The organism is Roseateles amylovorans (assembly GCF_025398155.2).
Classification (GTDB): domain Bacteria; phylum Pseudomonadota; class Gammaproteobacteria; order Burkholderiales; family Burkholderiaceae_C; genus Roseateles; species Roseateles amylovorans.
Genome location: NZ_CP104562.2, coordinates 1773138 through 1788186 on the forward strand (window position 1 = coordinate 1773138; position 15049 = coordinate 1788186).

Annotated in this window: 8 protein-coding genes and 1 tRNA gene; 5 read left to right on the forward strand and 4 right to left on the reverse strand. The window is 68.0% G+C overall.

Annotated elements, in window-relative coordinates:
• Positions 1-116: 116 nt before the first annotated feature.
• Entirely contained in the window at positions 117-2753 is a 2637-nt protein-coding gene (gene alaS / locus N4261_RS07655; protein ID WP_261759580.1) for an alanine--tRNA ligase, read from the reverse strand.
• Between the two features lie 470 nt (positions 2754-3223).
• Here alaS and N4261_RS07660 point away from each other — a divergent pair, with 470 nt between their 5' ends.
• The gene (locus N4261_RS07660) at positions 3224-4702 is read left to right on the forward strand and encodes an NAD-dependent succinate-semialdehyde dehydrogenase (RefSeq protein ID WP_261759581.1); all 1479 of its coding nucleotides are present in this window, start codon (positions 3224-3226) and stop codon (positions 4700-4702) included.
• Positions 4703-4749: 47 nt separating this feature from the next.
• On the opposite strand, the gene N4261_RS07665 is transcribed toward N4261_RS07660, so the two are convergent.
• On the reverse strand, positions 4750-5958 hold the full coding sequence (locus N4261_RS07665; protein WP_261759582.1) for a hypothetical protein: 1209 nt from the start codon (positions 5956-5958) through the stop codon (positions 4750-4752).
• Between the two features lie 847 nt (positions 5959-6805).
• Between N4261_RS07665 and N4261_RS07670 the strand changes: the two genes are divergently transcribed.
• Positions 6806-8587: a hypothetical protein gene (locus N4261_RS07670; protein WP_261759583.1), complete on the forward strand. Its 1782-nt coding sequence runs from the start codon at positions 6806-6808 to the stop codon at positions 8585-8587.
• A gap of 64 nt (positions 8588-8651) precedes the next feature.
• Here the strand turns inward: N4261_RS07670 and N4261_RS07675 are convergent.
• A tRNA-Gly gene (locus tag N4261_RS07675) sits at positions 8652-8726 on the reverse strand.
• Positions 8727-8912: 186 nt separating this feature from the next.
• On the opposite strand from N4261_RS07675, the gene N4261_RS07680 reads away from it, so the two are divergent.
• Together N4261_RS07680 and N4261_RS07685 are read left to right on the forward strand one after the other, a co-directional pair.
• Positions 8913-10157, forward strand: coding sequence for an MFS transporter (locus N4261_RS07680; RefSeq protein ID WP_261759584.1), 1245 nt, complete (start codon positions 8913-8915; stop codon positions 10155-10157).
• Positions 10158-10328: 171 nt separating this feature from the next.
• Positions 10329-11246, forward strand: coding sequence for an aspartyl/asparaginyl beta-hydroxylase domain-containing protein (locus N4261_RS07685; protein WP_261759585.1), 918 nt, complete (start codon positions 10329-10331; stop codon positions 11244-11246).
• A gap of 192 nt (positions 11247-11438) precedes the next feature.
• Here N4261_RS07685 and N4261_RS07690 read toward each other — a convergent pair whose 3' ends face one another.
• Entirely contained in the window at positions 11439-12299 is an 861-nt protein-coding gene (locus tag N4261_RS07690; RefSeq protein ID WP_261759586.1) for a dioxygenase family protein, read from the reverse strand.
• 186 nt (positions 12300-12485) lie between these two features.
• On the opposite strand from N4261_RS07690, the gene N4261_RS07695 reads away from it, so the two are divergent.
• Positions 12486-15023, forward strand: a complete 2538-nt coding sequence (locus N4261_RS07695) for an ABC transporter permease (protein WP_435532056.1) — start codon at positions 12486-12488, stop codon at positions 15021-15023.
• The last annotated feature ends 26 nt before the right edge of the window (positions 15024-15049 follow it).

Here is a 15049-nt window from a genome sequence, read left to right on the forward strand (position 1 = left end):
GGGATTCGATCAAGACAAAGGGCCCCGACCGGGGCCCTTCGCGGAAGTGGTGCGTGCCGGCCCGGTGAGACAGGGTCGGCACGCGGCAATCGGTGCGCCCACAAGGGCGCGGAAGGTCACAGGCGTTCGCCCACCCAGCCTTGCACGCTGGCCAGCGCCGCGGGCAGTGCCTTGGCGTCGGTGCCGCCGGCCATGGCCAGGTCCGGCTTGCCGCCGCCCTTGCCGCCCACCTGCTGGGCCACGAAGTTCACCAGCTCGCCAGCCTTGACCTTGGCGGTGCTGTCGGCGGTCACGCCGGCGGCCAACTGGACCTTGTCCCCATCGACCGCGGCCAGCACGATGGCGGCCGTCTTGAGCTTGTCCTTGAGCTTGTCCATGGTCTCGCGCAGCGTCTTGGCATCGGCGCCCACCAGCGTGGCGGCCAGCACCTTCAGACCCTTGACGTCCACCGCCTGTGCCAGCAGTTCGTCGCCTTGTGCCGAAGCGAGCTTGCTCTTGGCTGCAGCGAGTTCCTTCTCCAGCGACCGCACCTGATCCAGCACCGAGTGCACCCGCAGTTCGACCTCGTTGGGCGCGGCCTTCAGGGTGCCGGCGACGGCGCCCAGCGTCGACTCCAGCGATTGCAGGTAGTGCAGCGCGTTGTCGCCAGTGATCGCCTCGACCCGGCGGATGCCGGCGGCCACGCCGCTTTCGGAGACGATCTTGAACAGGCCGATGTCACCGGTGCGGCGCACATGGGTGCCGCCGCACAGTTCCTTGGAACTGCCGATGCTCAGCACCCGGACCGTGTCGCCGTACTTCTCGCCGAACAGCATCATCGCGCCGCTCTTCTGCGCATCGTCCAGGGCCATGACTTCCGCTTGCGCGTCGGCATTGGCCAGGATTTCGGCATTGACGATGGCCTCGACCTTGCGGATCTCCTCCGCCGTCATCGGGGCGTTGTGGGCGAAGTCGAAGCGGGTGCGCTCGGCATTGACCAGCGAGCCCTTCTGCTGCACATGGGCGCCCAGCACTTCGCGCAGCGCCTTGTGCATCAGGTGGGTGGCGCTGTGGTTGCGCACCGTGCGGGCACGGGCTTCTGCATGGATCTGCGCCTTGAACACATCACCGACCTTGACCGTGCCTTCCAGCACCCGGCCGTGGTGACCGAACACATCGGCCTGGATCTTCAGCGTGTCTTCCACCGCGACCCGGGTCGTGTGGTTGCGCAGCTCGCCGCTGTCGCCGGCCTGGCCGCCGCTCTCGGCATAGAACGGGGTGTGGTCCAGGACCACCACCACGTCATCACCGGCCTGGGCCTGGGCAACGGACGCGCCGTCCACATAGACCGCCGTGACGGTGGCCGTCTCGGTGACCAGGTGCTCGTAGCCGTGGAAGGTGGTGGCGGCGCCGGTGTACTCCAGGCCCTGCTGCATCTTGAACTTGCCGGCGGCCCGGGCTTGCTCGCGTTGGCGGGTCATGGCGGCGTCGAAGCCGGCCTGGTCGACGGTGACGCCGCGCTCACGGCAGACATCCGCCGTCAGGTCGACCGGGAAGCCGTAGGTGTCATGCAGCTTGAAGGCGGTCTCGCCGTCGAGCTGGCGGGAGGCGCCGGTCAGGCCGGACAAGGCCGCCTCCAGGATTTCCATGCCGTTGGCGATGGTCTGGAAGAAGCGCTCTTCTTCCTGCTTGAGCACCTCCACCACGCGGCCCTGTGCCTGGCGCAGCTCCGGGTAGGCTTCGCCCATCTGGTTGACCAGCTCCGCCACGATCTTGTGGAAGAACGGGGTGCGGGCACCCAGCTTGTAGCCGTGGCGGATGGCGCGACGGGCAATGCGGCGCAGCACATAGCCGCGGCCTTCGTTGCCCGGGATCACGCCGTCGACGATGGTGAACGAGCAGGCGCGGATGTGGTCCGCAATCACCTTCAGCGAGGCGGAGTCCTTGTCGCAGTCACCGGCGCTGGCACCGTCCACCGCCGCCTTGGCGGCGGCCAGCAGCGCGACGAAGGTGTCGATCTCGTAGTTCGAATGCACATGCTGCAGCACCGCAGCGATGCGCTCCAGGCCCATGCCGGTGTCCACCGACGGCTTGGGCAGCGGATGCATCACACCGTCTTCGGTGCGGTTGAACTGCATGAAGACGTTGTTCCAGATCTCGATGTAGCGGTCGCCGTCTTCATCCGGGCTGCCCGGAGGGCCGCCGGGGATGTCCGCGCCGTGGTCGAAGAAGATCTCGGTGCACGGGCCGCAGGGACCGGTGTCGCCCATCATCCAGAAGTTGTCGGACATGTAGCGGCCGCCCTTGTTGTCACCGATGCGCACGATGCGCTCGGCGGGCACGCCCACCTGCTTGTTCCAGATCTCGTAGGCCTCGTCGTCCTCGGAATAGACGGTGACCCAGAGCTTGTCCTTGGGCAGCTTGAAGTGCTCGGTGAGCAGTTCCCAGGCGAAGCTGATCGCGTCCTTCTTGAAGTAGTCGCCGAAGCTGAAGTTGCCCAGCATCTCGAAGAAGGTGTGGTGACGCGCGGTGTAGCCGACGTTGTCCAGGTCGTTGTGCTTGCCGCCGGCGCGGATGCACTTCTGCGCCGTGGTGGCGCGGGAGTACGGCCGCTTGTCCTGGCCCAGGAACACGTCCTTGAACTGGTTCATGCCCGCGTTGGTGAACAGCAGGGTCGGGTCGTCGCCAGGCACGACCGGGCTGGAGGCGACGATCTGATGCCCCTTGGATTCGAAGAACTTCAGGAACGTGTTGCGGATCTCTGCGGCTTTCATGCCTGTCCTTTGCTGTCTGGCCTGGCGGGCGGGTGCGGTGATCGAGGGTGGGCGCGCTGTGCGCGAACACCGACCGGATCGAAATTCTTTCCATGCGCTTGGGCAGGCGTTTCGGTGTCACTGGGTCACAGCCACGCGAAGCGCCTGGTCGAGCGAAAGACTCACGCTCAGTCATGAGCCGCCGAACCGCGTCTTTGCAAGCGATTGTGAGGCGCGTACCGTGGACATCCTGTGACGTCCCTCCGGTGGCCGTGCCGCCCAACCCCTTGATTCCGCTTTGTCCGAGGCCTGATTTCACGAAGCTTTCGATTATAGGAGCGCCCCTCATGCCCCTGTGGATGCGCCGCCTTGGTGACGTGGCGTGTTTGCCAAAGCCGCTAGGATGACCCGAACGATGGCTGTGCCGACTCAGCCGCTCGCACCGCGCTTGCCCTTGTGCGGCGTGACCGAGAACTGCCTGGAGATTTTTCATGGACACCAAGACTTCCCCGCTGGCCCAGCTGAAGGACCCCAGCCTGCTCAAGACGGATGCGCTGATCAACGGCGAATGGGTCGGCGGCGCGGCGCGATTCGATGTGGACGATCCCGCCACCGGCGAGCTGCTGACCCATGTGGCCAATCTCGGCGCTTCCGAAGCGGATGCGGCGGTGGCTGCCGCCCAGGCCGCCTGGCCCGCCTGGCGTGCCAAGACGGCCAAGGAGCGCGGCGCCATTCTGATGCGCTGGTATCACCTGCTGATCCAGCATGCCGACGACCTCGCCCGCATCCTCACTGCCGAGCAGGGCAAGCCGCTGGCCGAAGCCCGCGGCGAGATCGTCTACGGCGCCAGTTTCCTGGAATGGTTTGCCGAGCAAGGCAAGCGGGTCTACGGTGAGACCATCCCCACCACCGATCCCACCAAGCGCTACTGGGTGATCCAGCAGCCCGTGGGCGTTTGCGCGGCGATCACGCCCTGGAACTTCCCGCTCGCCATGATCACCCGCAAGGTCGCGCCGGCCCTGGCCGCGGGCTGTCCGGTCGTGATCAAGCCGGCGGAACAGACCCCGCTGACCGCCTTGGCCGCGGCCGAGCTGGCCCAGCGCGCGGGCATGCCGGCCGGGGTGCTGAACGTGGTCACCGGCGACGGCGACCAGTCGATCGCCATTGGCAAGGTGCTGTGCGAGAGCCCGGCGGTGCGCCATCTGTCGTTCACCGGGTCGACCGAGGTCGGCCGCATCCTGATGGCGCAAAGCGCGCCGACCATCAAGAAGCTGTCGCTGGAGTTGGGTGGCAATGCGCCGTTCCTAGTGTTTGACGATGCCGATCTGGACAGCGCCGTGGAAGGCGCCCTGGCCAGCAAGTACCGCAACGCCGGCCAGACCTGCGTCTGCGCCAATCGCTTCTATGTGCAGGACGGCGTCTATGACGCCTTCGTGACCAAGTTGGCGGAGAAGGTGGCCGCCCTCAAGGTGGGCAATGGCTTCGAGTCGGGCGTGACGCAAGGGCCGCTGATCGACGACGCGGCCATCGAGAAAGTGGAGCGCCATGTGGCGGACGCCACCGCCAAGGGCGCGCGCATCCTGATCGGGGGGGAACGGCTGCATGACCGGTTCTTCCAGCCGACGGTGCTGGCCGATGTCACCTCCGACATGCTCTGTGCCCGTGAAGAGACCTTCGGCCCGGTGGCGCCGGTCTTCCGTTTCCAGACCGAGGCCGAAGGCATCGCGATGGCCAACGGCACCGAATTCGGCTTGGCGAGCTATTTCTACAGCCGCGACATCGGGCGGATCTTCCGCGTGGGCGAGGCGATCGAGTCCGGCATGGTCGGCGTCAACACCGGACTGATCTCGACCGCGGAAGTGCCCTTCGGCGGCGTGAAGCAATCCGGCCTGGGGCGCGAGGGCGGGCACCAGGGCATCGACGAGTACCTCGAAAGCAAGTACCTCTGCCTGGGCGACCTTCAGCGCTGAGATCGGGGGGGGGCCGGCAGGCGCTTGCCTGCCGGGGCCTTCCTTTGTCAGGGCGTGTCGGGGCTGGGACGGTCCCTGCGCCATTCGCGAATGCCGAGTGTGGTGAGCATGGCTTCGACGGGATAGGGGAGCCGGCTTTCGGGTGCACGTCGCGAGGCGCCCGCACGCAGGCCGCGCTGGAAGTCCTGATTGTTGTGGCGATACTCCAGCGTCTGGAAGTAGGCATCGATGTGATTCGACAGATGCTTGTTCTCGGCACACAGTGCGATCAGGCGGGCCGTGGCGGGTGATTCCTTGCCGAGTTCGAATTCCACCATGTTCGCCCAGGTCAGCGCGGCAATGGCGTTGGCACGGTCCCGGTCGGGCCAACTGCGAATGTCCTCCAGCATCTGCTCCGCCGTGGGGGATTTCAGCCGCTCCAGCATTTGACCGCCGCGTTGGGTCACCACATCGCGATGCACGATCACGGCGCGTGCGAACTCCAACGGGACTTGGCTTTGGGCGCGGCTCTGCCGTCTCTCGTTGAGCAGCGAACGCAGCGGCATGTTGCGCAACCGCTCCAGGTCCTCTCGAAGCGCCTGCTGCTCGGCCGGTGTGTCCAGCGTCCCGGTCGCCGGTCGCAGCGGGTCGAACATCGCGCGGGTGTCGCGCGACATGTTTTGCAGGTTGCGCTGTGGCCCGTCCATGCGTGCCCAAGGTGTGCCGAGGGATCGCTCGGGTGTGGCCGGCTGGTCCGGATCCTCGACGTCGTACGCCAGGTCCGAGTGCACCGAACTGTTGGAGACGGTCGAGGCATTCGAATTCAGCGCGCTCAATGGGGCGTGAGCGCCCGGATCCGACGGCAGACGCCGGGCGTCGAACGGGTTGACCGCGGGCGAACGCGCCAGTGCCATGCGTGTCGGCGGTGTGGGCGTGGTGTAGGCAGCGTGCGGATCCAGCGGGGAGGCCAGGGTGCGTGTGAGCGCGGCATGGGCTCTGGACGGTTCCGTGCTGGGGGCCGACGTGCCGCCAGGCCCCACGCCTGGTGTGCGGATCAGTGGTTGATGCGCGGGCTGCGTTGGCAACGGCGTGGCGGCAGAGCGTTCCTCCAGCGCGACGGCGGGCGTGCGTCTCAACAGCGGATGAGCGGGTCGAGTGGTGCCGGGATGGTCGCTGCCGGAGCGCGCTTGGCCGGGTGCCTGAGCCACACGGCGGCCCAACGGCGGGTGCTGTCGGCCCAGCGGCGCCGACGCGGCCGATGCAGGAGACGATGTCAAGGGTGTGTGGGCACGTGCAGGGGCGGTTGCATCACCTGAATCGGGCCGCACTGCCAAGGTGCGTGTCAGCGCGGCGCGTGATGGTGCTGGGCGTGACGGTGCATTGGCCTCCAGGAGCGCGTGCAAGGCCACACCGCGTCGCGTGTTGGGGGCCCCGGCGGTGGGCTGGGCGGCCCGTGCCCTGTGCATGCGCTCATGCGTGGCACCTCGCCGAAAGATCGGGTGCGAAGCTTCCGCCAGCGCTGAGGCCGAGTCGGGCACGGTGAGCTCGCGGTGATGTTCCCGTCTCGATGCCTGCGTGCCCGCCTCGGCCGCTGAAGAATTGGGAACGGGCGATTCCGCCTGGCCATTCCGACCCGCCTCATCCGCAGGGACGGCAGGTGCGGATGACTCGGCGGCTGCGGCCTGGGTCGGCGTGTCGAGGTCCGGTGACTGAGCGCCGGATCGATGGGGTTGAAGGTACATGGACGACGGCTCCGGGGTTGGCTCAATGGCCGATCAGTGCCGACCTTTCTGCCAGGGTTCGTAGGAGCTGAACGGTCATTCCGTCAGCCGTTCCGCGCGATCGGGCCGCATCGCCATAGGTCCACCCGGAGGCCTCCGACCCGGAAGCGCCACCATGATGGCGGGTGTTTGAGGCGGCGCGATCCACTGGTGGCGCGGTCGCTGGGGAGGCGCGGGTGGCCGTCAGGTGGCCCCGCTGAACGACTTTGGCGGATGGCCGCTCGGGAGCGCCTGTGAGGCGAGGTGTCATGGTGGAACTTGCCAGACAAGGGCCGGACTGACCTCCGTTCGTCGACCCCTTCGGTCGGCTCAGCGCCGCCTTGGCGCAACGCAGGAGGCCATCGTGAATCCACTCGCCGCATCCCGCTCCATGCCCTCCTGGGCCGCCTCCAGCGATCAGGCAGATTCACGGACTGACGCGGGGCCGGCCGCCGAGCCCCGCGAGCGACCGCGCCGAGCCACCCTGGGATGCCTGGAGGAACTCGACGCCACCGCGCTGCTGACCGTCGAAGCGCGATGGTTAGGGGCGGTGGGTCGGTCGTCCGTCACGACGCCGCAGCGCGCTCCTTTCGTGAATGTGCTGCAGGGCTTGCAGGCCGAACTGCAGCAGATTGAGGATGGCTTGCGCCAGTCGGCTCCCGCCGAAGTGGACGCCCTGGCCGACATGGCGCTCGCCGTTTGCGAGGAGGGTGTCCCGGCGGCGCGGGCCGCGCATCCCCAGGGGCCCGCGCGCGAGGTGCTGGAGTTGATGGTGCTGCATCTGCCAGCCGCATCCGGCGGCGCCACGCCAAGGGATCGCTCGATGGCGCTGCTGTCGCTGCTGACGCGCCTGCTGCGCGTGGTTAACGGAACCGGCACCGCCGTGGCCCAGAACCGGTTCGAGAGCGACGCTGCCCGCTGGGCCGCGAACCTCACCAACGCCAGCATCCACACCGGTCTGATCGTGGCGGTGACCACCACGCTGCGGCAGTTGCTGGGCTTCGCGCTGGAGCGCGCGATGACGATCGGAGAGCTGTCGGACACCGCGCGTCACGCCATCGGCGCGTCCTGCCTGCTGATCGGTCCGGCCCTGAACATCGCCGGCCTGATGCGGGATGAATGCCAGAACCGCGCCACCGCCGCCAGTCGGCTCGCGCGCGTGTCGATGCTGTTGTTGTCGGCTTGCGGGCTGTGCGTGGCTGCGCTGGTCGGGCATCCACCGGTGATGGCCAGCCGGATGAGCAGTTTCGGCTTGCAGATGCTGAGCTATTGCATCGCTCGGGAGACCGCCCAGCTGTTCTTCCCATTGACCGGCAATTCGCCAGTGCGCCTGGGGGGCACGGTCATCGGTGCCGGCGCCTATGGTGTGGGTCAGACCGTGACCGGAATGGGCATGGATGCGTGGGCGCCGCGCTCGGGCGCGGGCTGGGTGATGGCCGAAGCGGCCCGCGCGCCGCGGGGCACCTCGCCGCTGGACAGCGCGGCGCATTGGTTCATCCAGGCGGCCGACGGGGCATCCGGGCTCGCCTCCACCCCGTCCCGCCTCGGCGACCAGGTGCGAGCGGCGGTGCAACGCATGGCGCCGCATCTGCCGCACGACCTGCTGAGAGGCGGGCTGAACGCGGGCGGCGAAGTGCTGGACGTCCTGTTCATGCCGATCGCCACCCATCTTCTCGCGCAGCGGGAGCAGCGCCAGCGGGCCGCCGTGGATGTCGCCTGCGGCCGGGCGCCCCGACCGAGGGTCGAGCCCCTGCGGCTGACGCTTCGGGCCCGCTGGCCGGACCGCAACACGGTCACGGACCAGTGCCTGCTGGGCTTGGCCCAACGAACCTCGGCCTTCGAGACCATCATGGCGGGCGCGTTGGCGGTGGATTCGGCCCTGCAAGGCACCGGCCTGTCGGCGGGCCATCAGTCGTTGATCGTGAATGCGACGGTGGGCGCGTTGGCGGCCTCGATCTACCTGCCCTTCGTCTACACCTATCGGCGTGAGGCGCCGCCTTCACTGGCACCCTGGCTGCATCGGCCCGAGGGCGCTGAATTGCGGCATCGATGGCCGGGCGGGGAGCCGGAAGCCGTCGTGCGCCGCGAGGATGCGGGGCCTGCCAAAGCACCTGAGCGACCGACAAGCTCGCGCGAAAACCCATAGCCCCGCCATCGGTGAACGCCGTGAGCGAGGGGGATGTCGTGGCGAAAGGAGGGTGTGGGACAGGTGGAGCGGGCGAAGGGAGTCGAACCCTCGTCATTGGCTTGGGAAGCCAAGGTAATAGCCGTTATACGACGCCCGCTCAGGGCTGGTTCGGCGCGCGTGCCGTCACGGCTCGCGGCGAAGGCACGCAGTGTAGCGCGACGGGAGGGCAGTTCCATCCTCCCCGCAACCTGCTTGCAATGGGCGCGCTGCGACCTCGTGCGGGACCCGGTTGTCCGAATCGTGTTGCAATGCTGAACGTTTCCTGAACGAGACCTTTCAATCCATGTCTGCCGCCGCTCCGATCGCCACGCCCGAGTCCTCTGACGCGCCGGTGCCGCCCGGCGCGCACACCGGCTGGGCCTTGCTGGCGCTGGCGATCGGTGGCTTTGCGATCGGCACCACCGAATTCGCGGCGATGAGTCTGGTGCCCTTTTTCGCGCCGGATCTGGGCATCGATGCACCGGCCGCCGGCCATGTGATCAGTGCCTATGCGCTGGGGGTGGTGGTCGGCGCGCCGCTGTTGGCGGTGCTTGGCGCCAAGGTGCCCCGGCGGACGTTGCTGATCCTGCTGATGCTGGGATTCGCCATCGGCAATGGGTTGAGCGCGCTGGCCCCCGGTTATCACGCGATGCTGCTGTTCCGCTTCCTGAGCGGGCTGCCGCATGGGGCGTACTTCGGCGTGGCGGCGCTGGTGGCGGCGTCGATGGTTGCGCCGGCGCGGCGCGCGCAGGCGGTCAGCCTGGTGATGCTGGGCTTGACGGTGGCCACCATCGTCGGTGTGCCGCTCGCCAATGCCTTGGGCCAATGGGCCGGCTGGCGCTGGGGCTTTGGCGTGGTGACCGTGATGGCGCTGCTCACGGCCGCGCTGGTTGCCCTGCATGCACCGCGCGACCCCGTTCGTGCGGGCGCGAGCGCCATGCGTGAGCTGGGTGCGCTGGCCCGTGGTCAGGTCTGGCTGACGCTGGGCATCGCCACGATCGGTTTCGGCGGCATGTTCGCGGTCTATACCTACCTCGGCTCCACGCTGCTGGAAGTCACCGGCACCGGCCCGGGCATGTTGCCGGTGGTCCTGAGCGTGTTCGGCATGGGCATGACCGCCGGGACCCTGGGCGCGGCCTGGGCGGCGGATCGGGCCTTGATGCCCACCGTCGGCGGGCTGCTGCTGTGGAGCGCCTTGTCGCTGGGCCTGTACCCGTTTGCGGCCGGCAACCTGTGGACGCTGCTGCTGGTGGTCTTCATGATCGGCTGCAGCGGCGGTTTGGGTGCGGTGCTGCAGACGCGGCTGATGGATGTGGCCGGCGATGCGCAGACACTGGCCGCCGCGCTCAACCACTCGGCCTTCAATGCGGCCAATGCGCTCGGACCTTGGCTGGGCGGGCTGACGATCGCGGCCGGTTATGGCTGGACGTCCACCGGCTGGGTCGGCGTGGTGCTGGCCTTCGGCGGGCTGGCGATCTGGGCGGTGTCGCTGGCGGTGGATCGGTCCCGCGCACGCGCGGCGGTGCGAAGCCCTGACGCTCGCGTCTGATCCCTTCTGCGGGAAATCCCGCGTGCGGTGATAATCCCGCGCTTCACTCGGTCCCCTGCGTGTCGGGCCCTCCGGGAGGCTCCGGAAGTTGCCGAGAAATGGGCAAATGGGCAAGCAGGGCGGGGACCGTGGCTCAAGCGCCAGTCGCGGCGCTTTCTGGAGAATCTGCACATGGCCGACTGGCTGCCGCCGACGCGTTATTGGGTGCTGGCGATCTTCATCGCCTCGGCCTTGTATGCCCACTTCCGGGGCCGGGTTCGCTTCAAGCTGGCCCGCGCGCTCACCGATTTCACGGTGCTCATCTCGCCGATCAATGCGGTGATGTACCTGTTCTCACGCGCGCCGGCCACGCCCTACCTCAAGACCGAGGAATTCAAGGAACTCGCCCTGCTGCGCGAGAACTGGCAGTTGATCCGCGAAGAGGCGCTCAAGCTCAACGACGAGGGCTACATCAAGGCCGCGTCCGGCTACAACGACATCGGCTTCAATTCCTTCTTCCGCACCGGCTGGAAGCGCTTCTACCTGAAGTGGTATGACCGCGACATGGAATCGGCGCAGTCGCTTTGCCCGAAGACGGTCGAACTGCTGCGCCGCATTCCCACGGTGAAGGCGGCGATGTTCGCGTCCCTGCCGCCGGGGGCTCGCCTGGTGCGCCATCGCGATCCGTATGCCGGCTCGCTGCGCTACCACCTGGGCCTGACCACCCCCAACGACCCGGGCTGCTTCATCGAGGTCGACGGCCAGCGCTATCACTGGCGCGATGGAGAGGACGTCATGTTCGACGAAACCTTCATCCATTACGCCGAGAACACCACCGACCAGCAACGGGTAATCCTGTTCTGTGATGTGGAGCGTCCGCTGTACTTCGCGCCGACCCGTTGGCTGAACCGCTGGTTCGGCAAGCTGGTGATGACGGCCGCGGCCACCCAGAACCTGGAGAGCGAACCGATCGGCGGGCTCAACAAGTTCTTCTATCACGCGTACAAGGTTCGGATCTTCTTCAAAGCCTTCAAGGCCAAGTCGCGCCTGGGCTACTACGTGGTGAAGTGGGCGCTGATTCTGGGCATCCTGGCGGCGATCTTTATCTGAGCGCCGGAACGCCGGAACGCCGGAACGGCGGAACGGCGGAATGGCGTCGGCACCATCAGAGGGCGTCAGTCCGCAGATGGGGGAGGACTCCGACGCCGAATGGGGCGTTCGACATGAACAAAGGCCGCGCAGTGCGCGGCCTTTGTTCATGTGCGAGCAGCCCGCCGGGGCGTCGTGGGTGGTCGGTCTGCCTCAGGCCGCCAGGGCCTGGACCAGGCGCAGCGCCTGCGGACCGAATGCATACGCGTCCATGCCCAGGCAGCCGAATGTGGCGCCTTGGTGGATGCGCTGCGGCTGGATCGTCAATCCGCCGGCGCCCGCCGCGACGTACCAAGGCAGCAGATGCTCGTCCGTGGGATGCATCAGGGCGGCATGCGGTGCCTGTTGGCGATAGTCGGCCAGCGCCTCCCAGTCCAGGGCCGCGCTGCGGTCTGCGATCCATTGCCGGAAGGCGTGGGATTCCGTCATCTCCACGGCATCCTCGGACGGCTGGCCCCGCATCAGCAGGTGCAGGTTGTGGGTGATGCTGCCGGTGGCCAAGACCAGCACCCCTTGCGCCGACAGCATTGGCAACTGCCCGCCCAGCGCCATGAGTTGGGCGGGTGTGGCGTGCGGCGTCAGCGCCAGCGGCAGCACCGGCACGTCGGCGTCGGGGTAGAGGTGGCGCATCGCCGTCCAGATGCCGTGATCCAGACCGCCGTGATCGATCACCGGCAAGGCGAGTGCGTCCGACAGCGTCTGAGCCAGCGCCGGGGCGCCGGGGGCGTCATAACGCAGGCGATAGAGCTCGGCGGGGAAACCGCCGAAGTCATAGATCGCCTCATGCTGGGCACCGCCCAGCAGCACCGCCTCGCGGGCGGTGGTGTGCGCGGAGATCGCCAGCACCGCCGTGGGGCGGCCCCAGTCGCGGTCCAGCGTACGGCCGAGATGCTGAAGGAACCGACCTGTCTGGCCCGGCTCCAGTGCGATCATCGGCGAGCCGTGGGACACGAAGAGCGCGGGGAAGCGGCGATCGATGGCGGTCTCGCCAGGGCGGTGGTGGTTGGAATCCATGCCCGAATTAAGCCCTTGCCACGAACGCCATCATGAAAACCGCTTGCATGGTCTGTTCAACTGGCTTGCACGACCGCAGTGGCGTGTCGCACGCGCGGGCACGTCCTTCGCTACAGTGCGGGCATGAGCGTGCAATCCCCCCTTCAGTCCAACCCGCCGTCCGGCCTGACTTCCGGCGCGACGGGGATGTCGCCCAAGGGCGCCTCGTCGCGCCGCCCGCCTTCACTGTGGCGCCAGACCGCCCTGCAGACCTGGCGTGATGCGCGCGCCGGCGAGCTGCACCTGCTGGTCCTGGCGCTGATGCTGGCGGTGGCGGCGGTATGCGCGGTGTCCTTCCTGTCCGACCGGCTGGATCGCGGCCTGCGGCGCGATGCGGCTCAGTTGCTGGGCGGTGATGCGGTGGTCGCCAGCGACCAGCCAACGCCCCAGATGGTGCGCGACCTGGCCACCCGCCTTGGATTGAAGACCGTCGACAGCCTGAACTTCCCCAGCATGGCCCGCGCCGGCGAGGCGCAGGGCGGCGGCAGTCGGCTGGTGGCGGTCAAGGCGGTGAGCGAGACCTATCCGTTGCGCGGCCAATTGGCGTTGAAGGACGGCCGTCAGGTGGGCGCGCCGCCGCCGGGGGCGGTGTGGGTCGATGCGGGCGTGCTGAGTGCGCTGGATTTGAAGGTGGGCGATCCGATCCTGTTGGGTGACGCCACGCTGACCATCGCCGGTGAGATCGCCAATGAGCCGGACCGCGGCGCCGGCTTCCTGAACTTCGCACCCCGGGTGATGCTGACGATGAAGGATCTTGCCGCCACCGCGCTGATCCAGCCGGCCAGTCGGGTCACCTATCGGTTTGCGGTGATCGGCGGCGAGACCGCGCTGAAGCAGTTCAATGCCGAGACGGCTCGTCAAACGCGCGAGCAGAACTGGCGCGGTGTGCGGCTGGAGTCACTGGAATCCGGCCGGCCGGAGATGCGCCAGACGCTGGATCGCGCGACCAAGTTCCTGAATCTGGTCGCCTTGCTGGCGGCCTTGTTGGCAGCCATTGCCGTGGCACTGGCCGCGCGTGAATTCGCCAATCGGCATCTGGACGACTGCGCCATGCTGAGGGTGCTCGGCCAGCCGCAGCGCCGGCTGACCTGGGTCTTCACCCTGGAATTTGCCTGGGTGGGTCTGATCGCCAGCGCCATCGGCGTGCTGCTGGGCTTCCTGCTGCATTACGCCTTCATCGGCCTGTTGGCGGGTCTGATCTCGGTGGACCTGCCGATGCCTGGCATCTGGCCGGTGCTGCTGGGCCTGGGCATGGGCATGTGCCTGCTGCTTGGGTTTGGTCTGCCGCCGGTGCTGCAACTGGCGGCGGTGCCGCCGCTGCGGGTGATCCGTCGTGAACTGGGACGGCCGAAGCTGGGCTCCATCGTCGTGCTGCTGGCCGGCGTGCTGGGCTTCTCAGCGGTGCTGACGGCGCTGTCGGCCGATTGGCGGCTGGGGCTGGTCGCCACCGGCGGGTTTGCGGTCGCCCTGGCCTGCTTTGCGCTGCTGGCGTGGCTCGCGGTCAAGGCGCTGCGCGCCGTGGTGCCGCAGGCGGGCGCACCGCGCTGGTTGTTGCTTGCCACCCGGCAGGTGGCGGCACGCCCGGCGTTCGCGGTGTTGCAGGTGGGCTCGTTGTCGCTCGGTTTGCTCGCGCTCGCGCTGTTGGTGCTGCTGCGCACCGACCTGATCGACAGCTGGCGAGCGGCCACGCCCACCGATGCGCCGGACCGTTTCGTCATCAACATCCAGCCGGAGCAGGGCACCGGATTCCGGTCGAGCCTGGAACAGGCGGGCGTCCAGAACTACGACTGGTACCCGATGATCCGCGGCCGACTGGTCGCGATCAACGGGCAGCCGGTGCGGCCCGGACAGTTCCAGGAAGAGCGCGCCCAACGCCTGGTGGAACGCGAATTCAACCTCAGCCATACGGCGACCTTGCCCGCGCACAACCTGCTCACTGCCGGCACGTGGCAGGCGGACGACAAGGACGGTCTGAGCGTCGAGCAAGGCCTGGCGGATCAGTTGGGCCTGAAGCTGGGTGACCGCCTGCGTTTCGACATCGCGGGGATCGTCACCGAGGCGCGCATCACCACCTTGCGCAAGGTGGACTGGGGCTCGATGCGGGTCAACTTCTTCGTGCTGTTCCCGCGCGCCGAGATGCCGGAGCTGCCGATCAGCTATATCTCCGCCTACCGCTCGCCCGACGGGCAAGCCGCAGCGCTGGATCGGCGGCTGATCAATGCGTATCCCAACCTGACCCTGATCGATGTGTCGGCCGAGCTGCATCAGGTGCAGTCGGTGCTGGAGCAGGTGATCATGGCGGTTCAACTGCTGTTCGCGGTGGCGCTGGCGCTGGGCGTGGTGGTGCTGCTGGTGGCGGCCGTCGGGTCGCGGGATGCGCGTACCCGGGAGTTCGCGCTGATGCGTGCGCTGGGGGCACCGAGTTCCTTGCTGGCTGCGGTTCAACGGGCGGAGCTGCTGGGGCTGGGTGCGTTGGCCGGTGCGCTGGCGGGGCTCGCCGCCCAGGCGCTGGGCTGGGCGCTGACCCATTACGCCTTCGAGTTCGAATGGCAGTTCAAGCCCTGGGTGCTGATCGGGACCACCGTGGGCGGAGCCATCCTGGCCCAATTGGCGGGCTGGTGGGCGCTGCGCGGCGTGCTGAAGCGTCCGGTGGTGCAGACGCTGCGCGAAGCCGATACGCAGTGAGTGGGCGCGCCGGGCAGGCGCCCGCT